General features: G+C 69.8%; 20 protein-coding genes. 12 read left to right on the plus strand and 8 right to left on the minus strand.

Going from position 1 to position 20,802, the window contains the following annotated elements; genetic code table 11:
• Positions 1-39: 39 nt before the first annotated feature.
• Positions 40-726 (minus strand): M23 family metallopeptidase, encoded by a 687-nt coding sequence (locus ACZ7NC_RS26550; protein ID WP_471491826.1) that lies wholly within the window; start codon positions 724-726, stop codon positions 40-42.
• 273 nt (positions 727-999) lie between these two features.
• Here ACZ7NC_RS26550 and rpsB point away from each other — a divergent pair, with 273 nt between their 5' ends.
• The 11 genes from rpsB (at position 1,000) to ACZ7NC_RS26605 (ending at position 12,277) form a co-directional block, all read left to right on the plus strand.
• Entirely contained in the window at positions 1,000-1,926 is a 927-nt protein-coding gene (gene rpsB, locus ACZ7NC_RS26555) for a 30S ribosomal protein S2 (protein WP_471491828.1), read from the plus strand.
• Positions 1,927-2,079: 153 nt separating this feature from the next.
• Positions 2,080-2,916 carry a translation elongation factor Ts gene (tsf, locus tag ACZ7NC_RS26560; protein WP_471491830.1) on the plus strand — a complete coding sequence of 279 codons (837 nt, stop codon included), beginning with the start codon at positions 2,080-2,082 and terminating at the stop codon, positions 2,914-2,916.
• 195 nt (positions 2,917-3,111) lie between these two features.
• Positions 3,112-3,870 (plus strand): UMP kinase, encoded by a 759-nt coding sequence (gene pyrH, locus ACZ7NC_RS26565; protein WP_471491832.1) that lies wholly within the window; start codon positions 3,112-3,114, stop codon positions 3,868-3,870.
• Between the two features lie 166 nt (positions 3,871-4,036).
• Positions 4,037-4,594, plus strand: a complete 558-nt coding sequence (gene frr / locus ACZ7NC_RS26570; RefSeq protein WP_147994035.1) for a ribosome recycling factor — start codon at positions 4,037-4,039, stop codon at positions 4,592-4,594.
• A complete protein-coding gene (locus ACZ7NC_RS26575) occupies positions 4,594-5,751 on the plus strand; it encodes a phosphatidate cytidylyltransferase (protein ID WP_471491835.1) in 1,158 nt (385 codons plus the stop codon). The genes frr and ACZ7NC_RS26575 overlap by 1 nt, the downstream gene beginning before the upstream one ends.
• Positions 5,752-5,855: 104 nt before the next feature.
• On the plus strand, positions 5,856-6,305 hold the full coding sequence (locus tag ACZ7NC_RS26580) for an SRPBCC family protein (RefSeq protein WP_471491837.1): 450 nt from the start codon (positions 5,856-5,858) through the stop codon (positions 6,303-6,305).
• Between the two features lie 71 nt (positions 6,306-6,376).
• Positions 6,377-7,483 carry a dual-specificity RNA methyltransferase RlmN gene (gene rlmN / locus ACZ7NC_RS26585; protein ID WP_471491839.1) on the plus strand — a complete coding sequence of 369 codons (1,107 nt, stop codon included), beginning with the start codon at positions 6,377-6,379 and terminating at the stop codon, positions 7,481-7,483.
• Positions 7,484-7,702: 219 nt separating this feature from the next.
• A complete protein-coding gene (locus ACZ7NC_RS26590) occupies positions 7,703-8,788 on the plus strand; it encodes a thiamine ABC transporter substrate-binding protein (RefSeq protein WP_471491841.1) in 1,086 nt (361 codons plus the stop codon).
• Complete coding sequence (locus ACZ7NC_RS26595; RefSeq protein ID WP_471491843.1) at positions 8,764-10,434, plus strand: ABC transporter permease; 1,671 nt, start codon at positions 8,764-8,766, stop codon at positions 10,432-10,434. The genes ACZ7NC_RS26590 and ACZ7NC_RS26595 overlap by 25 nt, the downstream gene beginning before the upstream one ends.
• Positions 10,435-11,454 (plus strand): ABC transporter ATP-binding protein, encoded by a 1,020-nt coding sequence (locus tag ACZ7NC_RS26600; RefSeq protein ID WP_471491846.1) that lies wholly within the window; start codon positions 10,435-10,437, stop codon positions 11,452-11,454.
• A 25-nt stretch (positions 11,455-11,479) separates the two neighbouring features.
• Positions 11,480-12,277, plus strand: coding sequence for a maleylpyruvate isomerase family mycothiol-dependent enzyme (locus tag ACZ7NC_RS26605; protein ID WP_471491848.1), 798 nt, complete (start codon positions 11,480-11,482; stop codon positions 12,275-12,277).
• Positions 12,278-12,341: 64 nt separating this feature from the next.
• Here the strand turns inward: ACZ7NC_RS26605 and ACZ7NC_RS26610 are convergent, their stop codons facing one another.
• The 7 genes from ACZ7NC_RS26610 to ACZ7NC_RS26640 all read right to left on the minus strand — a co-directional run bounded on the left by ACZ7NC_RS26610 (position 12,342) and on the right by ACZ7NC_RS26640 (position 19,138).
• Positions 12,342-12,995: an LAETG motif-containing sortase-dependent surface protein gene (locus tag ACZ7NC_RS26610; RefSeq protein ID WP_471491850.1), complete on the minus strand. Its 654-nt coding sequence runs from the start codon at positions 12,993-12,995 to the stop codon at positions 12,342-12,344.
• A 183-nt stretch (positions 12,996-13,178) separates the two neighbouring features.
• Entirely contained in the window at positions 13,179-14,300 is a 1,122-nt protein-coding gene (locus ACZ7NC_RS26615; protein WP_471491852.1) for an LOG family protein, read from the minus strand.
• Between the two features lie 37 nt (positions 14,301-14,337).
• Complete coding sequence (locus tag ACZ7NC_RS26620; RefSeq protein ID WP_471491854.1) at positions 14,338-14,757, minus strand: VOC family protein; 420 nt, start codon at positions 14,755-14,757, stop codon at positions 14,338-14,340.
• Between the two features lie 133 nt (positions 14,758-14,890).
• On the minus strand, positions 14,891-16,294 hold the full coding sequence (locus ACZ7NC_RS26625) for a hypothetical protein (protein ID WP_471491856.1): 1,404 nt from the start codon (positions 16,292-16,294) through the stop codon (positions 14,891-14,893).
• The gene (locus ACZ7NC_RS26630; RefSeq protein WP_471491858.1) at positions 16,276-17,016 is read right to left on the minus strand and encodes an ABC transporter ATP-binding protein; all 741 of its coding nucleotides are present in this window, start codon (positions 17,014-17,016) and stop codon (positions 16,276-16,278) included. The genes ACZ7NC_RS26625 and ACZ7NC_RS26630 overlap by 19 nt, the downstream gene beginning before the upstream one ends.
• A 210-nt stretch (positions 17,017-17,226) precedes the next feature.
• The gene (locus ACZ7NC_RS26635; protein WP_471491860.1) at positions 17,227-18,600 is read right to left on the minus strand and encodes an aspartate aminotransferase family protein; all 1,374 of its coding nucleotides are present in this window, start codon (positions 18,598-18,600) and stop codon (positions 17,227-17,229) included.
• Between the two features lie 19 nt (positions 18,601-18,619).
• Positions 18,620-19,138: an Lrp/AsnC family transcriptional regulator gene (locus ACZ7NC_RS26640; protein ID WP_471491862.1), complete on the minus strand. Its 519-nt coding sequence runs from the start codon at positions 19,136-19,138 to the stop codon at positions 18,620-18,622.
• Between the two features lie 170 nt (positions 19,139-19,308).
• On the opposite strand from ACZ7NC_RS26640, the gene ACZ7NC_RS26645 reads away from it, so the two are divergent.
• Positions 19,309-20,757 (plus strand): gamma-aminobutyraldehyde dehydrogenase, encoded by a 1,449-nt coding sequence (locus tag ACZ7NC_RS26645; RefSeq protein WP_471491864.1) that lies wholly within the window; start codon positions 19,309-19,311, stop codon positions 20,755-20,757.
• The last annotated feature ends 45 nt before the right edge of the window (positions 20,758-20,802 follow it).

Consider the following 20,802-nt stretch of genomic DNA (forward strand, 5'->3'; position numbering starts at 1 on the left):
CCGCGGTTTGCCAGCACCCGCTGCCTGCAACTCGGTCGGCTAGGACGGCAACGGCACCCCCAGCACCGGCAGCAGTCTCGACGGCCCCCTGTTCACCAGCCACGGGGGCAGCAGGGACAGCGGGTCCAGGTATGTCTCGCCGCTCCGCAGGCCCCAGTGCACGCACGTCCCCGTGCAGTGGGACCCGGTCGCCTCCACCGTCCCCACCACCTCCCCCGCCTCCACCTCGTCGCCCTTCTCCACCACCGCCCGCACCGGCTCATACGTCGTCCGCAGCGGCGGATCCCCCGTCCCCGTCAGCTCGACCGACACAACCCCTTTGCCCGCCACCCGGCCCGCGAACGACACCCTCCCGGCCGCCACCGCCCGTACCGGTGCCCCGGAGGGCGCCGCCAGGTCGACACCGCGGTGGCCCCGGCCGTACGTCGTCGCCGGGGGTTCCCAGCCGCGCAGGACCGGTGGGTGTATCCCCACGGGCCATGCACGGCCGACCGTCGGCACGGTGGGGGTCGGCGCCGGCGCCGGCGCGGCAGGCGTGCTCGTGGCGGTCGGGGTCAGCCGTGGAGCCGGGGCCAGCAGGGCGGTCGTCGTCAGGAGCAGCAGTAACACCAGTCGGCGGCATGCCCTTGCTGCCGTCGCGGTCCTGGCTGGTTTCACCCTGCCCGCCGGTTTCGCCGTGCCTGCCGTCATCGCCGTCGTCGTCACCGCACATCGCTTCGCTCGCATGCGAGAACAGTCCCGTACCGCTGCGGATCACGGCCGGTATCTGTGGATAACTCCTGGGTTGTGGACAGCGGCGTCACCCGGTGCCTCCCGGGTCCCGTACACTTCTTCTGGCGATCCGGGTCACCGGGTCGACTTCGCACGCCCCGATACGACAACCGGAGACGGTCCGTATCAGCGCCTCTCGGTCCTTCGTGGCACGGCGCATGTGGGCGTCAGGCGCGGGAGCCGTCCGGCATCCGCGGCACAACCGAGAACATTCAAGGAGATACGGCCATGGCCGTCGTCACGATGCGGGAGCTGCTGGAGAGCGGCGTCCACTTCGGTCACCAGACCCGTCGTTGGAACCCGAAGATGAAGCGGTTCATCTTCACGGAGCGCAACGGCATCTACATCATCGACCTGCTCCAGTCGCTGTCGTACATCGACCGCGCCTACGAGTTCGTCAAGGAGACCGTCGCCCACGGCGGCACGGTCATGTTCGTCGGTACGAAGAAGCAGGCGCAGGAGGCCATCGCCGAGCAGGCCACCCGCGTCGGCATGCCCTACGTCAACCAGCGCTGGCTGGGCGGCATGCTCACCAACTTCTCGACCGTCTACAAGCGTCTGCAGCGCCTCAAGGAGCTTGAGCAGATCGACTTCGAGGACGTCGCAGCCTCCGGTCTGACCAAGAAGGAGCTTCTCGTGCTCTCGCGCGAGAAGGCCAAGCTGGAGAAGACCCTCGGTGGTATCCGCGAGATGCAGAAGGTGCCCAGCGCCGTCTGGATCGTGGACACCAAGAAGGAGCACATCGCGGTCGGCGAGGCCCGGAAGCTCAACATTCCGGTTGTCGCCATCCTCGACACCAACTGTGACCCCGACGAGGTCGACTACAAGATCCCGGGCAACGACGACGCGATCCGCTCCGTCACCCTGCTCACCCGTGTGATCGCCGACGCCGTCGCCGAGGGCCTCATCGCCCGTTCCGGCGTGGCGACGGAGGGCAAGGGCGAGAAGGCCGCGGGCGAGCCGCTCGCCGAGTGGGAGCGCGACCTGCTCGAGGGCGAGAAGAAGGCCGAGGAGACCCCGGCCGCCGAGGCTCCCGCTGCCGAGGCTCCGGTCGCTGAGGCTCCGGCTGCCGAGGCTCCGGTCGCTGAGGCTGCCCCCGCCGAGGGCGAGAAGGCTGCCGAGGACGAGAAGGCCGCCGAGGGCGAGCAGGCCTGACACCGTCAGCGTTGACGGCGGGAGCGGTGACATCAAGTCCGCTCCCGCCGTTCACCCGTAGGTCGACGGAAGGTCGGCGGCCCCGGCTACTCCAGGGGCCGTAGACCCCGTAGATCTTCGATCTTCCAGACTTCGAGAAAGATTCACAGACTCATGGCGAACTACACCGCCGCTGACGTCAAGAAGCTCCGCGAGCTCACCGGCGCCGGCATGATGGACTGCAAGAAGGCGCTGGACGAGGCCGAGGGCAACGTCGAGAAGGCCGTCGAGGCGCTCCGCATCAAGGGCCAGAAGGGCGTCGCCAAGCGCGAGGGCCGCTCCGCCGAGAACGGCGCCGTGGTCTCGATCATCGCTGACGACAACTCCTCCGGTGTCCTCGTCGAGCTGAAGTGCGAGACGGACTTCGTCGCCAAGGGCGAGAAGTTCCAGGCCGTGGCCAACGCCATCGCCGAGCACGTCGCCAAGACCTCCCCGGCCGACATCGAGGCCCTGCTCGCCTCCGAGATCGAGGCCGGCAAGACCGTCCAGGCGTTCGTGGACGAGGCCAACGCCAACCTCGGCGAGAAGATCGTCCTGGACCGCTTCGCGCAGTTCAGCGACGGCTTCGTGACCGCGTACATGCACCGCACGATGCCCGACCTGCCCCCGCAGATCGGTGTCCTCGTCGAGCTGGACAAGCCGAACGCCGAGGTCGCCAAGGGCGTCGCTCAGCACATCGCCGCCTTCGCGCCGAAGTACCTCTCCAAGGAGGACGTGCCGGCCGAGGTCGTCGAGTCCGAGCGCCGCGTCGCCGAGGAGACCACCCGCGCCGAGGGCAAGCCCGAGGCCGCCCTGCCGAAGATCGTCGAGGGTCGCCTCAACGGCTTCTTCAAGGACGCCACGCTGCTCGGTCAGCCCTACGCGCTCGACAACAAGAAGTCCGTCCAGAAGATCCTGGACGAGGCCGGTGTCACCCTGAAGCGCTTCTCGCGCATCAAGGTCGGCATCTGAGTCCGTGCCGCGATCGGCGCCCGGTCCCTATAGGGTCGAAGGCAGTCGTTGGCGGACTCCGGCACCGCGCACGCGCGCGTGACGGACGACAGCAGATCTGACGAGGAGGCCATTGCCGCGCATGGGATGCGAAACACGCCCCGCCCGGCAATGGCCTTCTTCGTATGTGCACCACGTAACAAAGGCGGGATCTCGATGACCACCAAGGCCCAGAAGAGCGACGACGGCAAAGTACGCGGCCGGTTTCTGCTGAAGCTGTCCGGAGAGGCCTTCTCCGGTGGCGGGGGCCTCGGCGTCGACCCGGACGTGGTGCACAAGATCGCCCGCGAGATCGCGGCCGTCGTGCGCGACGGCGCCCAGGTCGCGGTCGTCATCGGCGGCGGCAACTTCTTCCGCGGCGCCGAACTCCAGCAGCGCGGCATGGACCGGGCCCGCTCGGACTACATGGGCATGCTCGGCACGGTCATGAACTGCCTCGCCCTCCAGGACTTCCTGGAGAAGGAGGGCATCCAGTCCCGGGTGCAGACCGCCATCACCATGGGGCAGGTCGCCGAGCCGTACATCCCGCTGCGCGCCATCCGGCACCTGGAGAAGGGCCGCGTGGTCATCTTCGGCGCCGGTATGGGGATGCCGTACTTCTCCACCGACACCACCGCCGCGCAGCGCGCCCTGGAGATCGACGCCGAGGCGCTGCTGATGGGCAAGAACGGCGTGGACGGGGTCTACGACTCCGACCCGAAGACCAACCCGGACGCCGTCAAGTTCGACTCCCTGGGCTACGGCGAGGTCATCACGCGCGACCTCAAGGTCGCCGACGCCACGGCGATCACCCTGTGCCGCGACAACAAGCTCCCGATCCTCGTCTTCGAGCTTCTGGCGGAGGGCAATATCGCCCGCGCCGTCAAGGGTGAGAAGATCGGCACGCTTGTGGGTGAGCAGGGCGGTCGGGGCTGACGCTCCGACAAACCCGTCCGGGGGACGGACGGGACGGACCCTGACCGGGGGATGGACAATGTCCTGCCCGTCGGGAACCGTGCAGGAAGAAGACGCGACGCAGCCGGCCGCCGCCCCCACCGAGGAACCGCAGCCGGGCCTTACTCAAGACACGCAGGAGCAAGTGGTGATCGAAGAGACCCTCCTCGAGGCCGAGGAGAAGATGGAGAAGGCCGTCGTGGTCGCCAAGGAGGACTTCGCCGCGATCCGCACCGGCCGTGCGCACCCGGCGATGTTCAACAAGATCGTGGCCGACTACTACGGCGCGCCGACGCCGATCAACCAGCTGGCTTCGTTCTCCGTTCCGGAGCCGCGCATGGCGGTCGTGACCCCGTTCGACAAGAGCGCGCTGCGCAACATCGAGCAGGCGATCCGGGACTCCGACCTGGGCGTCAACCCGAGCAACGACGGCAACATCATCCGAGTGGTGTTCCCCGAACTCACCGAGGAGCGCCGCCGCGACTACATCAAGGTCGCCAAGGGCAAGGCCGAGGACGCGCGCGTGTCCATCCGCTCCGTCCGCCGCAAGGCCAAGGACGCCATCGACAAGCTGATCAAGGACGGCGAGATCGGCGAGGACGAGGGCCGCCGTGCGGAGAAGGAGCTCGACGACACCACGCACAAGTACGTCGCTCAGGTGGACGAGCTCCTCAAGCACAAGGAAGCAGAGCTGCTCGAGGTCTGATGAACGACTCTTCCTGGGGAGCGCCGACCGGGGCCGGGCATGCCGGGCACTGGGGGGCCACCGCGCGTGGACCTGTCCAGGGGGCTGCCCCGGCGGGTCCCGCGTACGATGCGCCTGAGGCGCAGCAGACTCGCCCCATGCCCATCGTGCCCGACGTGCCCGCGTATGGCGGAGACCAGGATGACGACCGGGGGGTCGCTCGCACGGGCGGCCCCTTGTTCCACGGCCGGCCACCGCAGACGCGGTCTCACGACACGCCGCAGGCGCGGCCCTTCGAGGCGGCGCCGCAGAATCCGGAGCCCATGCCCGACGCACCACAGCCGGCGCCCCAGCCGCAGAAGAAGAGCGCGGGGCGCGACTTGAGTGCGGCCATAGGGGTCGGCGTCGGGCTGGGCGTGGTGATCGTCGCGTCGCTGTTCGTCGTCAAGGCCGTGTTCGTCGGCGTGGTCGCGGTCGCCGTCGTCGTGGGTCTGTGGGAGCTGACCAAGCGGCTCGAGGAGCGCAAGGGCATCAAGGCGCCGCTCGTTCCGCTGGCGCTCGGCGGTGCGGCCATGGTGGTCGCCGGATACGTCCGGGGTGCCGAGGGCGCCTGGGTGGCGATGGCGCTGACCGCGCTGGCCGTACTGGTCTGGCGGATGACCGAGCCGCCGGAGGGTTACCTCAGGGACGTCACCGCGGGCGTCTTCGCGGCGTTCTACGTGCCGTTCCTGGCGACGTTCGTCGCGATGATGCTCACCGCCGACGACGGCCCCTGGCGCGTCCTGACCTTCCTGCTTCTGACGGTCGTCAGCGACACCGGCGCGTATGCGATCGGCTGGCGCTTCGGCAGGACCAAACTCGCCCCGCGCATCAGCCCCGGCAAGACCCGTGAGGGCCTGCTCGGCGCGGTGAGCTTCGCGATGGTGGCGGGCGCGCTGTGCATGCAGTTCCTGATCGACGACGGCACCTGGTGGCAGGGACTGCTGCTGGGCCTCGCCGTCGCGGCCAGTGCGACGCTGGGTGACCTCGGCGAGTCGATGATCAAGCGGGACCTGGGCATCAAGGACATGGGCACGCTGCTGCCGGGTCACGGCGGGATCATGGACCGGCTGGACTCCCTGCTGCCCACGGCCCCGGTGGTGTGGCTGCTGCTGGTGCTGTTCGTGGGGTCGGGCTGACGGATCTGCCAGATCTCGGGAGCCTCCGTTCTTACAGAGCGGAGGCTCCTTGGGTTGTGGGACGATTTCCGTGTACGCCCTCAAGGCACTCAAAGGGGGTCATCATGGCCGCCATCCGAGAAATCATCGACGTCGACCGCCCGCCCGCCGAGGTCTACGCCTATCTCACCGACCCATCTCATCTGCCGGAATGGCAGCTGAGCGCGGTCTCGGCGGAGTCGCTCGACGAGGGGCCGATCCACGCCGGCTCCCGAGTGCGGGTCACCCGGCGCGTCGGGAACCGCCAGATTCCGATGACCGTGCGGTTCGACGAGCTCGACCCTCCGCACAGCTGGGATCTGCACGGCATCGACGGCCCCGTCCGGGCCCGTAGCCACGGCGAGATCGAACCGCTCGACGACGGGCGCCGCTCCCGCGTGACGATCGACATCGACTTCGAGGGGCACGGTCTGGGCAAGGTCCTGGTCCCCCTCGTGGTCCGCCCACAGGTCCGCAAGGAACTGCCGCGCGACGAGCAACTCCTGAAGGACCGGCTGGAGCGCGGGGGCGACTAGTCCCGCACCTGCTGCGCCCCGATCCATGGTGGAGCGGGCCACACCAGTGGATCTGCGACACTGGTACAGCCATGCCTAAGCCCGGAGAACTCACATTCGTCGCCCCCCGCGGAGCCAAGAAGCCCCCGCGGCACCTTGCCGATCTCACGCCAGGGGAGCGCAAGGACGTCGTTGCCGCCGTAGGGGAGAAGCCCTTTCGTGCCAAGCAGCTGTCGCAGCACTACTTCGCGCGGTACACGCACGACCCGGAGCAGTGGACCGACATCCCGGCCGGGTCGCGGGCCAAGCTGCGGGAGGAGTTGTTCCCGGAGCTCATGACCGTCGTACGGCATCTGTCGACGGACCAGGGCACCACGCGCAAGACGCTGTGGCGGCTGTTCGACGGGACGCTCGTCGAGTCGGTGCTGATGCGGTACCCGGACCGGGTGACGATGTGCATCAGTTCGCAGGCCGGGTGTGGGATGAACTGCCCGTTCTGTGCGACCGGGCAGGCGGGGCTGGACCGGAATCTGTCCACCGCCGAGATCGTGCATCAGATCGTGGACGGAATGCGGGCGCTCCGGGACGGGGCCGTGCCCGGTGGGCCGGCTCGGCTTTCCAACATCGTCTTCATGGGGATGGGCGAGCCGCTCGCCAACTACAACCGGGTCGTGGGCGCCATCCGGCGGCTCACCGACCCCGAGCCCGACGGGCTGGGGCTGTCCCAGCGCGGGATCACCGTCTCGACCGTCGGTCTCGTCCCGGCGATCCACCGGTTCGCCGAAGAGGGCTTCAAGTGCCGGCTGGCGATCTCGCTGCACGCGCCCGACGACGAGCTGCGCGACACCCTCGTCCCCGTGAACACGCGGTGGAAGGTGCGTGAGGTGCTGGACGCCGGGTTCGAGTACGTCGAGAAGAGCGGCCGGCGGCTGTCGATCGAGTACGCCCTCATCCGGGACATCAACGACCAGGCCTGGCGTGGTGACCGGCTCGGGCGGCTGCTCAAGGGCAAGCCTGTGCATGTGAACCTGATTCCGCTGAACCCGACCCCGGCCTCGAAGTGGACGGCCTCCCGCCCCGAGGACGAGAAGGCGTTCGTCGAGGCCATCGCCGCGCATGGTGTGCCGGTGACGGTTCGGGACACCCGTGGTCAGGAGATCGACGGGGCCTGCGGTCAGCTGGCGGCCACCGAGCGGTAATCTGAGCGCGTACACCCGTACGTACATCTTCATATTCCGACAGGGGAGCGCCACAGCGCTGAGAGTGCGGCAATCGGGCCGCAGACCCTCTGAACCTCGCCCAGGTCATTCTGGGTAGGAAGTTCGGTCATCACTCAAGCTGTTGCGCCCTGCCCGGGAGCCGAAGAGGGCTCCTGGGCAGGGCCGCGTCTCTTCCTGGTCAACCCCAGGAGGAATCCAGTGAGCATCACCAAGAAGGCCACGGTCTTCGCCGTCGGGCTCGGCCTCGTCACGCTGTCCGCGTGCGGTTCGTCCGACTCGGGCAGCGACAACCCGCAGTCCGGCGGCAAGACGGTGACCCTCGTCAGCCACGACTCGTGGGCCGTCTCGAAGAACGTCCTCGCCGCGTTCGAGAAGCAGTCCGGCTACAAGGTCAAGGTTCTGAAGGACGGCGACGCCGGGCAGGCCGTCAACAAGGCCATCCTCACCAAGGACAACCCGCAGGGCGACGTCTTCTTCGGCGTCGACAACACCCTGCTCTCGCGGGCGCTCGACAACGGGCTGTTCCAGTCGTACGAGGCGAAGGGCTCCGACAAGATCAAGGCCGAGTACCGGGTCGACCAGGACAAGCACCGGGTCACGCCGATCGACACCGGCGACATCTGCGTCAACTACGACAAGGCGTACTTCAGCGAGCACAAGCTCGCCCCGCCCACGTCCTTCGACGACCTGATCAAGCCCGCGTACAAGAACCTCCTCGTCACCGAGAACGCCTCCACCTCCTCGCCCGGCCTCGGCTTCCTGCTCGGCACCGCCGCCAAGTACGGCGACGACGGCTGGCCGGACTACTGGAAGAAGCTGAAGGCCAACGGCGTGAAGGTCGTCGACGGCTGGGAGCAGGCCTACAACGACGAGTTCTCCGGTTCCGCCGGCGGCAAGAAGGCCAAGGCCGACCGGCCGCTCGTCGTGTCGTACGCCTCATCGCCGCCCGCCGAGGTGATCTACGCCGACCCGAAGCCGGCCACCGCGCCGACGGGTGTCGCGACCGGTACGTGCTTCCGGCAGGTCGAGTACGCCGGGCTGCTCGCCAACGCCGGCAACACCGAGGGCGGCAAGGCGCTCCTCGACTTCCTGCTCACCAAGACGTTCCAGGAGGACATGCCGCTGAACATGTTCGTCTACCCGGTGCGCGAGGCCGCCCAGGTCCCGCCGGAGTTCACGAAGTACGGCCCCCAGGCCGAGAACCCCGAGACGATGGACCCGGCGAAGATCGCCGACAACCGTGACGACTGGGTCAAGTCGTGGACCTCGCTCGTACTGAGGTAGCGGCCCCGCGGAAGAGGGGCGCGGCGGCGGTGCGGCTCGGTCTCATCGCCGTGCCCGTCGCGTTCTTCGCGGTCTTCTTCGCCTACCCCGTCGCCGCGATCGTCGCGCGCGGTCTGAAGGTCGACGGGGTGTGGCAGTTCGGGCGGCTCTGGGACGTGCTCGGGGAGTCCGACATCCGGCACGTCCTGTGGTTCACCACCTGGCAGGCGCTCGCCTCCACCGCACTCACCCTGCTGATCGCGCTGCCGGGCGCCTATGTCCTCGCCCGCTTCGACTTCCCGGGCAAGCAGGTCCTGCGGGCGGTGGTGACCGTCCCCTTCGTGCTGCCGACGGTCGTCGTCGGTACGGCGTTCCTCGCGCTCGTCGGCCGCGGCGGCCTCCTCGACGAGCTGTGGGGCGTACGGCTCGACACCACCGTATGGGCCATCCTGCTCGCGCATGTCTTCTTCAACTACGCCGTCGTCGTACGGACGGTGGGAGGACTCTGGGCGCAGCTCGACCCGCGGCAGGAGGAGGCCGCGCGGATGCTCGGGGCGTCGCCCCTGAAAGCCTGGCGCCAGGTCACCCTCCCGGCCCTCGCGCCGGCGGTGGCCGCCGCCGCGCTCATGGTCTTCCTGTTCACCTTCACCTCCTTCGGTGTGGTGCAGATCCTCGGCGGGCCGACCTTCTCCACCCTCGAAGTGGAGATCTACCGCCAGACCTCCGAGATCTTCGACCTGTCCACGGCCGCCGTCCTGACGATCATCCAGTTCCTGGCGGTGGCCGCGATCCTCGCCGTGCACGCCTGGACGGTACGGCGGCGGGAGAGCGCCCTGCGCCTGGTGGACGCGTCCGTGACGGCGCGGCGGCCCCGCGGGGCCGGGCAGTGGGCGCTGCTGGCCGGTGTCCTGGCCGTCATCGCCGTACTCCTGCTGCTGCCGCTGGCCGTGCTGGTGCAACGGTCCCTCGACGCCCCCGACTTCGGTTACTACCGGGCGCTGACCAGTGCCGATGGCGGGGTCTTCCTTGTCGCGCCGATCGAGGCGGTCGGGAACTCGCTGGAGTACGCCGTCGTCGCCACGCTCATCGCCGTGCTGATCGGCGGTCTGGCGGCGGCCGCGTTGACGCGACGGGACGCGGGCCGGTTCGTACGGGGCTTCGACGCGCTGTTGATGCTGCCGCTCGGGGTGTCCGCGGTGACGGTCGGATTCGGGTTCCTGATCGCCCTGGACGAGCCGCCGCTGGATCTGCGCAGCACCTGGATCCTGGTGCCGCTGGCGCAGGCGCTGGTCGGGGTGCCGTTCGTCGTACGGACCATGCTGCCCGTGCTGCGGGCCGTGGACCAGCGGCTGCGCGAGGCGGCGTCGGTGCTGGGGGCCTCGCCCTGGCGGGTCTGGCGTGAGGTGGATCTGCCGATGGTGCGACGGGCGCTGCTGATCGCGGCCGGGTTCGCCTTCGCCGTGTCGCTGGGGGAGTTCGGGGCGACGGTGTTCATCGCGCGGCCCGACAATCCGACGCTGCCGGTGGCCGTGGCGCGGCTGCTGGGGCGGGCCGGCGAGCTCAACTACGGGCAGGCGATGGCCCTTTCGACGGTACTGATGGTGGTGTGCGCGGTGGCGCTGCTGGTGCTGGAGCGGCTTCGTACGGATCGGACGGGTGAGTTCTAGATGCTGTTGAGTCTGGCGGGTGCGACCGTACGCTTCGGCGGGCGGGCCGTGCTCGACGCCGTCGACCTCGATGTCACCGAGCACGAGATCGTGTGTGTGCTCGGGCCGAGCGGCAGCGGCAAGTCGACACTGCTGCGGGCGGTGGCGGGGCTGCAACCGCTCGATGCCGGGCGGGTGTCGCTGGACGGGCGGGACCAGGCCGCGGTGCCCGCGCACAAGCGAGGGGTCGGGCTGATGTTCCAGGACCATCAGCTGTTCCCGCAGCGGGACGTCGGCGGCAACGTGGCCTTCGGGGCGCGGATGCGCGGCGCCTCCGAGAGCGAACAGGCCGAGCGGGTACGGGAGTTGCTGGAGCTGGTCGGACTGCCGGGCGCCGCCGGGCGCGCCGTCGCCTCGCTGTCCGGCGGGGAGCAGCAGCGGGTGGCGCTGGCCCGTGCGCTCGCGCCCCGGCCCCGGCTGCTGATGCTGGACGAGCCGCTGGGCCAGCTCGACCGTTCGCTGCGGGAGCGGCTGGTCGTCGAACTCCGCGAGCTGTTCGGGCGGTTGGGCACCACCGTGCTGGCCGTGACGCACGACCAGGGCGAGGCCTTCGCGCTCGCCGACCGGGTCGTGGTGATGCGGGACGGGCGGATCGCCCAGACCGGGACGCCGCTCGAGGTGTGGCAGCGGCCGGTGGACGAGTTCGTGGCGCGCTTCCTCGGCTTCGACAACGTGGTCGAGGGCACCGTCGCCGGGGAGGCCGCGGACACGCCCTGGGGGAAGCTGCCCGTGGGCGAAGGCGCCGCGCAGGGGGCGCGGACGCTGCTCGTACGGCCGGCCGGGGTGCGCCTGGTCTCGCCCGAGGAGGGCCTGCGCTGCACGGTCGCCGCGCGGACGTTCAAGGGCACCCATGTCGCCGTGCACCTGCAGCCGGAGGAGGCACCGCGCCTCGAAGCGGCCTGTGCGCTGCGGGCCGCGCCCGAGGTCGGGGACGTGGTCGGGGTGGGGTTCGACGCGGCGGAAATTGTCGTGCTCGGCTGATCGCGGGGCACATAGGGTGCGAGGCATGACGCTGCTCGCACACGATCGTTACTGCGACGAGATCGCCCACCAGGTCGGCCTGTTGAGGGCGGTGGTGACGTCCGGCGCCGACCTGTCGGCCACCGTCCCGACCTGCCCCGACTGGTCGCTGGAACGGCTCGTGCGGCACACCGGCGGCGCCCTGCGCTGGGCGGAGCTGATGGTGCGGACGCGGGCGCAGGAGGAGATCCCCGGGGAGAAGGTTCCGCTCGCGGGCGGCCCGGTGGAGAAGGGCGACCCCGCCGCCCTGGACGCCTGGCTCGCGGATACCGGCGAGATGATCGTCGGCACGCTGAAGGAGGCCGGGCCGGACGCCGAGGTGTGGGGCTGGGCCGGAGTCCTCAACGCCGGGTTCTGGGCCCGCCGTATGACGCACGAGCTCACCGTCCACCGCGCCGACGCGACCCTCGCCGCCGGACTGCCGTACGAGGTGGCGCCCGACGTGGCCGCGGACGCGGTCGACGAGTGGCTGCAGATCATCGAGTGGGCGCAGCGGTCGCTGCCGGACGACCCGGCGCGGGAGTTGCGCCGACCCGGCGGCAGCATCCATCTGCATGCCACGGACGGCACGCCCGAGGTGAACGCGGAGTGGGTTGTCGACCTCTCCGAGGACGTCATCTCCTGGCGCCGCGGCCACGAGGAGGCGACGGTCGCCCTGCGCGGCCCCCTCACGGCCGTACTGCTCGCCTTCTACCGTCGACTGCCATTGGACAGTCCCGAGTTGGAGGTCCTGGGGGAGCGGGAGCTGCTGGAGTTCTGGCTGGAGCGGGCGACGTTCCGCTGACACGCTGATGGCCCGCCCCCGGGAAAGGGGGCGGGCCATCAGCGGTGTCGCGGTGAAGGGTGCGTCAGCGGTCGCTGCTCGCCCCGCGCCGGCGCAGGCCGAAGAAGACCGCGCCGCCGCCGAGGGCGACCAGGGCGACCGCGATGCCGGCGATCAGGCCGGTGTTGGAGTTCGCACCGGTCTCGGCGAGGTTGGAGTCACCGGCCGCCGGGGACGGAGCGCTGCTCGCGGGGGCGCTGCTGTCGCTCTCCGACGGGGTCGGGGTGGGGCTGTCGGTCTCCTCGGCCGGGGTCGAGGCGGAGTCCGACGGGGTCGGGGTGTCGGACGGAGCCGGCGGCTCCTCCTCTTCCTTCTTGCAGGCCGTGGACGGCGTCGTCAGGTTCGGCGCGATGTCCTCGTCGACGTAGCCGGCGGCCTTGACGTGGATCCGGTACTCGGCGTCCGGCTTCCAGTTCTCGGCGAAGGTGATGGTGACACCCTCGCGCGAGCCCTTGACCTCCTGCTCGCCGATCTTCTTCAGGTCGGCGCCGTTGTTCTGCAGGTACACCGTGACGGTCGCCGGGACACCGCTGGGGTCCACGTCGGTGACGGTGATGATGCCCTTGTCGCCGTCGCACTTGGCTTCGGCGGAGAATTCACTGATGTCGCACGCGAGCGCGGTGCCCGCGGCGGAGAACGCGAGCGCGGCGGATGCGGAGGCGACACCCAGAGCGCGCACGGAACGTGCGACAGTACGGCGGTTTATGGACACGTTTGTCCTTACGGGAGTTGCAACGCTGAGGGGGGTTCGGCGGAGCCGGTGATGTGGCATCAACGACCCCAGGAGACTCACAGGTTTATAAGCGCGGCATAAGTAGTGTCAACGCATATGCAGCCTACAGGCGTTGGCTTTGCCCTCTTATTAACAGCCGAGACGTTTCAACGCCTCCGGCGCCTCCTCGATCCGGTCGACGAGGGCGATCCGCGCCTCCATCGACCGCTCCCTGGCAAGGGACTTGAGCAGCGGCCAGGCCGGCAGCCGCTCCGTCCAGTGCGCGCGGTCGACCAGGACCATGGGGGTGGGCTCACCGCGCGACTCGTAGTAGTTCGGCGTCGCGTTGTCGAAGATCTCCTGTACGGTCCCGGCGGCGCCCGGCAGGAAGACCACGCCCGCGTTGGAGCGGGCCAGCAGACCGTCCTCGCGAGTGGCGTTGGCGAAGTACTTGGCGATGTGCGAGGCGAAGGGGTTCGGCGGCTCGTGGCCGTAGAACCAGGTCGGGATGCCGACGGAGCGGCCGCCCCTGGGCCAGCGGGTACGCACCTCGAAGGCGGCCGTCGCCCAGTCGGTGATCGACGGCGTGAACACGGGTGCCTTCGCGAGGAGTCGGAGGGCGTCGGCGAGCATCTCGTCGTCGTACGGGGCGGCGTACGCACCGAGGTTGGCGGCCTCCATCGCACCCGGGCCACCGCCGGTGGCGACCGTGAGACCGGCGCGGGCCAGCTCCCGGCCGAGCCGCGCGGCACCCTCGTACGCCTGCGTGCCGCGCCGCATCGCGTGGCCGCCCATGACGCCCACCACGCGGGCGCCGGACAGCAGTTCGTCCAGCGCGTCCGAGATGGAGTCGTCGTGGATCGCGCGGAGCATGGAGGCGTACACGTCGCGGTCCGCCTTGGTCCGCTGGAACCAGGCGTACCCGTGGGCGTCGGGCGTGCTCTCGTAGCCGTCCGCGAGGGAGGCGAAGAGCTCGTCGGGGGAGTAGACCAGGCCCCGGTATGGGTCGAAGGGGAGGTCGGGGACCGGCGGGAAGACCAGGGCGCCGTCGGTGCGGATCTTCGTGGCGGCTTCCTCGCGCATCGGGCAGCCGAGGAAGACGGCGCCCGCCGTGTCCGTGCCGAGCAGTTCGCGCGTACGGTCCGTCAGGTCCACTGCCTGGACCCGGAATCCGGCGAGGGAGCCGCGCGCCGAGACGGTCGCGTCGAACTCCTCCAGCGTCTCTATCTCACGGTCGTCGTGGTGGGCCGCATGGGCGGGCATCGTCTGCACCCGCCCATGCTAGGCACCGTGTGCCATGCGGCTGTCCTCAGCCCTCGACGGCCGACGGGTCCATCCACACGACCTCCCAGGTGTGGCCGTCGAGATCGTCGAAGGCGCGGCCGTACATGAAGCCCATGTCCTGGACCTTGTCCGACGCGGTACCACCGGCGGCGACGGCCTTCTCGACCAGCTCGTCCACCTTCGCGCGGCTCTCGGCGCTCAGACAGATCAGCATCTCGCTGGTCGTCGTGGCGTCCGCGATCTCCTTCTTGGTGAAGGTCGAGTAGAACGGTTTGGTGAGCAGCATCGCGACGATGGTGTCGCTGATCACGACGGACGCCGCGTTCTCGTTGCTGAACTGGGGGTTGATCGAGTAGCCGAGCTCCGTGAAGAACTTCTTCGCCGCGTCGAGGTCGTTCACGGGCAGGTTCACGAAGATCATCTGCTGGTAGGCGGGGGCCGTCATCGTGGTCTCTCCCATCGGGGTGGTTGCCGTTCGATGGGATAGACCGGAGGCCTGATCGGAACTCATCGCCGGGCGGAGATTTTTCGTACGGGTTTTTTCGTACGGGTTTTTCGGTGGCCGCCGCTCCGAGGCTTCAGCGGGCCAGGGGCAGTGCGGCCAGCTCGGCCACGATCAGGGTCAGCGGGCAGAAGAACGCCAGCAGGACGCCGGTGCGCAGGGCCGCCGCGCGGCGGAGCATCGAGGTGGGGGCACCGAGCCGGAGCAGCGCGGCCGTGGTGTCGGCGCGGGCCTGTCTGGCCTCCACGGCGGTGATGAGGAGCGTGGCCACGGTGCATCCGGTGATCACGGTGGCGCCGAGGGTGGTGAGGGGGCCGACGGCGGCGGTGGCCGCGGAGTCGGAGAGCGGGGCCATGGCGTACGCGGCGGAGGCCACCGCGCAGACGACGCCGAGGGGGCGGCCGATGCGGGTGGCTTCCGCCATGAGGCCGCGGCCCGCCAGCAGCCGGAGCGGGCCCGGTCGTACGGACTGCAGGAGGCGGCCGCAGAGGTGGGTGAGGCCGGGGGCGGCGAGAGCGAGGCCGAGGGTGGCGAGGACCCAGCCGACCAGGACTCCGGCGGGGCCGGTGGGGAGGGCGGCGGGGACGGCGAGGGGCGCGTCGGTGGTGGCGGGGCTGGCGTAGGTCTCCACCGCCAGGCCCGCGGTGAGGGTGGTGATGCCCCAGGGGAGGCCCTTGGGCGCGGGGCGGGGGGTGAGGAGGTCGGGGAAGCCGTCCGGCGTCTGCGGGGTGCCGTCGGCTTCGGCCGGCGTGGGGTCGCTCGCGCTCGCCCGTGCCGACGGGGTGCCCGCAGCGGGCTCGGCGTCGCCGTGAGCGGACTGCTGGGATCCGCCGCCCTCAGCGGTACCGCCCCCGCGCAACCGCGCCCCGAACCGCCCGTACGCCCCGAACGTCTCCCGTCGCACCGACCCGCCGTACGCCCCGAAGCGGCCGAACGTCCTGCCCGCGCCCCGCGTCGCGGAAGGTCCGGGCTCCTTCGGGCGCAGCGTCAGGGCGACCGTCGCCGACGCCGTCGCCGGCGCCAGGGTCAGCAGGGTCAGGGCGGCCGGCAGGGGCAGTGGGCTGTCCGCTGCCAGGAAGGCCGCGCCCGCGCCGTCGAAGGGCATGCCCGTCAGATCGCCCCTCAGGTGGAGGAAGACCAGCAGGGCCAGCATCGAGCCGAGGGCGCAGGACAGGGCCGTGGTGGTGGCCGAGACCAGCATCAGACGGCCAGGGCCGAGGCCGATCGCCGCGAGGCCGGGACGGGGCCTGGTACCGGGGTCCGTGCGGGCCACCGCCACCGCGAGGTGGACCGTCGCGGCCAGCGGCGGTGCGCACCAGGCCAGCCGGAGCGTCGCGGCGGCGGGGGAGTCCGGGTGGGACATCGCGAAGCCCAGGGCGGACAGCAGCAGAAAGCCGGTGCCCGCCGACCCGGCCGCGACGAGCAGGCGGCGCAGCTGTACGACGGGCTGGGCGCCTCGGGTCAGACGGAGAGCGAGCACGCGGCCCGGCCTTCCGCCTCGGCGACCGGGGGCAGGTGCACCGTGTTCACGCGCCGTCCGTCGAGGAGCGTGACGGTGCGGTCGGCCAGGACTGCCGTGTCCGCGTCATGGCTGGCCAGAACGACCGTGATGCCGTGCGAGCGGGCGGCGGTCGTCAGCGTGCGCAGCACCTGGGTGCGGTCGGAGCGGTGCAGGGGAGCCGTCGGCTCGTCGGCGAACAGCACCGTGGGGGAGGGGGCCAGCGCACGGGCGATGCAGACGCGCTGGCGTTCGGCCTGGACCAGCTGGTGCGGGCGCCTGCGGGCCAGCTCACCGACGTCCAGGCGCTTGAGCCACTCCAGCGCGGCCGTCTTGGCGCGGCGGCGGCTGGTGCCGCGCAACATCAGCGGGAGGGCGGTGTTCTCCCACACGTTCAGCTCGGGCACGAGCGACGGCGACGGGTCGACCCAGGCGAAGCGGTCGCGGCGCAGCCGTTCGCGGGCCACCGTGCCCATCTTGTGCACCGGCACGCTGTTGAACCAGACCTCGCCCCGCGGTGCCTGCGCCAGGCCGGACAGACAGCGCAGGAGAGCGGTCTTGCCGCTGCCCCGCGGACCGATGACGGCGAGGACCTCGCCCTCCTGGACACCGAGCGAGACGCCGCTGAGCGCGGGCGAGCCGTCGTGGTACGAGAAGTGCAGGGCGCGTGCCCAGAGCACGTCGTTGTCCGGTGGGGCCACCATGGGCGTACACCTCGGTTCTGATCGTCATTTCTTCTTGCCAATCCCCCTTGCGGGGGAACGAAGGCAGGACCGATCGGTTACAGGGGCACGCTAAGGAGCCGGGGGCGGATCCCCGGACAGCACGCGGCCCGGGCACACCGTTCTCACTCGTACGGGTGCGCCCGGGCCGGGGAGCCGGGACGGACCGGAAGCCGGTCCGAACGCCGGAGGCTAGAGCTTCGTCCACGCCTCCGACAGCGTCGCGCGCAGGATCTGCTCGATCTCGTCGAAGGTCTCCTGGTTGGAGATCAGCGGCGGGGCGAGCTGGACGACCGGGTCACCGCGGTCGTCGGCGCGGCAGTACAGGCCGTTCTCGTAGAGCTTCTTGGACAGGAAGCCGTACAGAACCCGCTCGGTCTCCTCGTCGTTGAAGGACTCCTTGGTCGCCTTGTCCTTCACCAGCTCGATGCCGTAGAAGAAGCCGTTGCCGCGGACGTCGCCGACGATCGGCAGGTCGTACAGCTTCTCCAGCGTGGAGCGGAACGCGCCCTCGTTGTCGAGGACGTGCTGGTTGAGGCCCTCGCGCTCGAAGAGGTCGAGGTTGGCCAGGCCCACCGCGGCCGACACCGGGTGGCCGCCGAAGGTGTAGCCGTGCAGGAAGGTGTTGTCGCCCTTGTAGAAGGGCTCGGCGATGCGGTCCGAGATGACGCAGGCGCCGATGGGGGAGTAGCCCGAGGTCATGCCCTTGGCGCAGGTGATCATGTCCGGGACGTAGCCGAACTTGTCACAGGCGAACATCGTGCCCAGGCGGCCGAAGGCGCAGATGACCTCGTCCGACACCAGCAGCACGTCGTACTGGTCGCAGATCTCGCGCACCCGCTGGAAGTAGCCGGGCGGGGGCGGGAAGCAGCCGCCCGCGTTCTGCACCGGCTCCAGGAAGACCGCGGCGACGGTGTCCGGGCCCTCGAAGAGGATCTGCTGCTCGATCTGGTCGGCGGCCCAGCGGCCGAAGGCCTCCGGGTCGTCGCCGTGGATCTGGGCGCGGTAGATGTTGGTGTTCGGGACCTTGTGCGCACCGGGCACCAGCGGCTCGAACGGCGCCTTCAGGGCGGGCAGGCCGGTGATGGACAGGGCGCCCTGCGGGGTGCCGTGGTAGGCGACCGCGCGGGAGATGACCTTGTGCTTGGTGGGCTTGCCGACCAGCTTGAAGTACTGCTTGGCGAGCTTCCAGGCGGTCTCCACCGCCTCACCGCCGCCGGTGGTGAAGAAGACCTTGTTGAGGTCGCCCGGCGCGTGGTCCGCGAGGCGCTCGGCGAGTTCGACGGCCTTCGGGTGGGCGTAGGACCAGACCGGGAAGAACGCCAGCTCCTGCGCCTGCTTGAACGCCGTCTCGGCCAGCTCGACGCGGCCGTGCCCGGCCTGGACCACGAACAGGCCGGCGAGACCGTCGAGGTAGCGCTTGCCCTTGTCGTCGTAGATGTAGGTGCCCTCGCCCCGGACGATCGTGGGGACGGGGGCCTTCTCGTACGAGGACATGCGCGTGAAGTGCATCCACAGGTGGTCGTACGCGGTCCTGCTGAGGTCCTGAGGGGTGTCGGTGCTCACGGTTATCGGGTCCTCACGGTTATCGGGTTCCCCACATGTAGGTCTGCTTCTTGAGCTTGAGGTAGACGAAGCTCTCGGTGGAGCGCACTCCGGGGACGGCCCGGATGCGTCGGTTGATGACCTCCAGGAGGTGGTCGTCGTCCTCGCAGACGATCTCCACCATCAGGTCGAAGGACCCGGCTGTCATCACCACGTACTCGCATTCGGACATGGCGGTCAGTGCGTCGGCGACGGACTCCACGTCGCCCTCGACGTTGACCCCGACCATCGCCTGGCGCCGGAAGCCCACGGTGAGCGGGTCCGTGACGGCGACGATCTGCATCACGCCCTGGTCGAGCAGCTTCTGGACGCGCTGACGCACGGCTGCCTCGGACAGACCGACGGCCTTGCCGATGGCGGCGTACGGCCGACGGCCGTCCTCCTGAAGTTGTTCGATGATGGCGAGGGAGACGGCGTCCAGCTGGGGACCGCCGCCGTTCCTGGACTCGCGGGAGTCCCTGTGCTCTGCGCTTCGACTGGCCACGACGTCACTGTGCACGACGTCTCGACAGTTCCGCAAGGCCGTGGCGATGAAATTCGTTGTTTGCGTGACTGATACCTGCGGATTTCGCAGAAGTGACAGCTGTGGGGGTGTTGAAAACGTGGGCCAGCCGATTAGGGTGGGTGTCTCAGAGAATGGACAGTTCGACCTGACACAGGAGGCCGGCAGTGAGCACCGAGCTGGGACGGCTGCGCAAGCTACGTAACTACATCGCCGGTGAGTTCCGGGACGCCGCCGACGGACGGACCACCGAGGTGGTCAATCCCGCGACGGGCGAGGCGTACGCGACCGCGCCGCTGTCCGGGCAGGCGGATGTGGACGCCGCGATGGAGGCCGCCGCACGGGCCTTCCCCGCCTGGCGTGACACGACCCCCGCCGAGCGCCAGAAGGCCCTGCTGAAGATCGCGGACGCCTTCGAGGAGCGGGCCGAGGAGCTCATCGCGGCGGAGGTGGAGAACACGGGCAAGCCGATCGGGCTGACCCGCTCCGAGGAGATTCCGCCGATGGTCGACCAGATCCGCTTCTTCGCGGGCGCGGCGCGGATGCTCGAGGGCCGCTCGGCAGGTGAGTACATGGAGGGGCTGACCTCCATCGTGCGCCGTGAGCCGATCGGCGTCTGCGCGCAGGTCGCGCCCTGGAACTACCCGATGATGATGGCCGTATGGAAGTTCGCGCCGGCCCTCGCGGCGGGCAACACGGTCGTCCTGAAGCCGTCGGACACGACCCCGGCCTCGACCGTCCTCATCGCGGAGATCATCGGGGGGATCCTGCCGAAGGGTGTCTTCAACGTCATCACCGGCGACCGTGACACCGGGCGGCTGATGGTCGAGCACCCGACTCCGGCGATGGCCTCCATCACCGGCTCGGTGCGGGCCGGTATGTCGGTCGCCGAGTCGGCGTCCAAGGACCTCAAGCGGGTCCACCTGGAGCTGGGCGGCAAGGCGCCGGTCGTCGTGTTCGAGGACACCGACATCGCCAAGGCCGTCGAGGACATCTCCGTCGCGGGCTTCTTCAACGCCGGGCAGGACTGTACGGCCGCCACGCGCGTGCTGGTCCAGGAGGCCATCCACGACGAGTTCGTGGCGGCGCTGGCGAAGGCCGCCGCCGAGACGAAGACCGGTCAGCCGGACGACGAGGACGTGCTCTTCGGTCCGCTCAACAACCCCAACCAGCTCAAGCAGGTCTCCGGGTTCATCGAGCGGCTGCCCGCGCACGCCAAGGTCGAGGCCGGTGGGCACCAGGTCGGCGACAAGGGGTACTTCTACGCGCCGACCGTGGTGTCGGGGCTGAAGCAGGACGACGAGATCATCCAGAAGGAGGTCTTCGGTCCCGTCATCACCGTGCAGTCCTTCTCGGACGAGGCGCAGGCCGTCGAGTGGGCGAACGGCGTCGAGTACGCGCTCGCGTCGTCGGTGTGGACCAAGGACCACGGACGGGCGATGCGGATGTCCAAGTCGCTGGACTTCGGGTGCGTGTGGATCAACACGCACATTCCGCTGGTCGCGGAGATGCCGCACGGTGGGTTCAAGAAGTCCGGGTACGGCAAGGACCTTTCGGCGTACGGCTTTGACGACTACACGCGGATCAAGCACGTCATGACGTCCCTGGACAGTTGATGCGCCGATCGCTGTAGGTGGTGCGGTTGTCCGGCGGCTGCCAGT

It is taken from the genome of Streptomyces sp. NPDC111802 (genome assembly GCF_055634335.1).

Bases quoted from the DNA above. Each gene is read 5' to 3' on its own strand.
- ACZ7NC_RS26550 (WP_471491826.1), bottom strand. From the start codon at position 726: ATGCGAGCGAAGCGATGTGCGGTGACGACGACGGCGATGACGGCAGGC.
- rpsB (WP_471491828.1), top strand. From the start codon at position 1,000: ATGGCCGTCGTCACGATGCGGGAGCTGCTGGAGAGCGGCGTCCACTTC.
- tsf (WP_471491830.1), top strand. From the start codon at position 2,080: ATGGCGAACTACACCGCCGCTGACGTCAAGAAGCTCCGCGAGCTCACC.
- pyrH (WP_471491832.1), top strand. From the start codon at position 3,112: ATGACCACCAAGGCCCAGAAGAGCGACGACGGCAAAGTACGCGGCCGG.
- ACZ7NC_RS26575 (WP_471491835.1), top strand. From the start codon at position 4,594: ATGAACGACTCTTCCTGGGGAGCGCCGACCGGGGCCGGGCATGCCGGG.
- ACZ7NC_RS26580 (WP_471491837.1), top strand. From the start codon at position 5,856: ATGGCCGCCATCCGAGAAATCATCGACGTCGACCGCCCGCCCGCCGAG.
- rlmN (WP_471491839.1), top strand. From the start codon at position 6,377: ATGCCTAAGCCCGGAGAACTCACATTCGTCGCCCCCCGCGGAGCCAAG.
- ACZ7NC_RS26600 (WP_471491846.1), top strand. From the start codon at position 10,435: ATGCTGTTGAGTCTGGCGGGTGCGACCGTACGCTTCGGCGGGCGGGCC.
- ACZ7NC_RS26605 (WP_471491848.1), top strand. From the start codon at position 11,480: ATGACGCTGCTCGCACACGATCGTTACTGCGACGAGATCGCCCACCAG.
- ACZ7NC_RS26620 (WP_471491854.1), bottom strand. From the start codon at position 14,757: ATGACGGCCCCCGCCTACCAGCAGATGATCTTCGTGAACCTGCCCGTG.
- ACZ7NC_RS26630 (WP_471491858.1), bottom strand. From the start codon at position 17,016: ATGGTGGCCCCACCGGACAACGACGTGCTCTGGGCACGCGCCCTGCAC.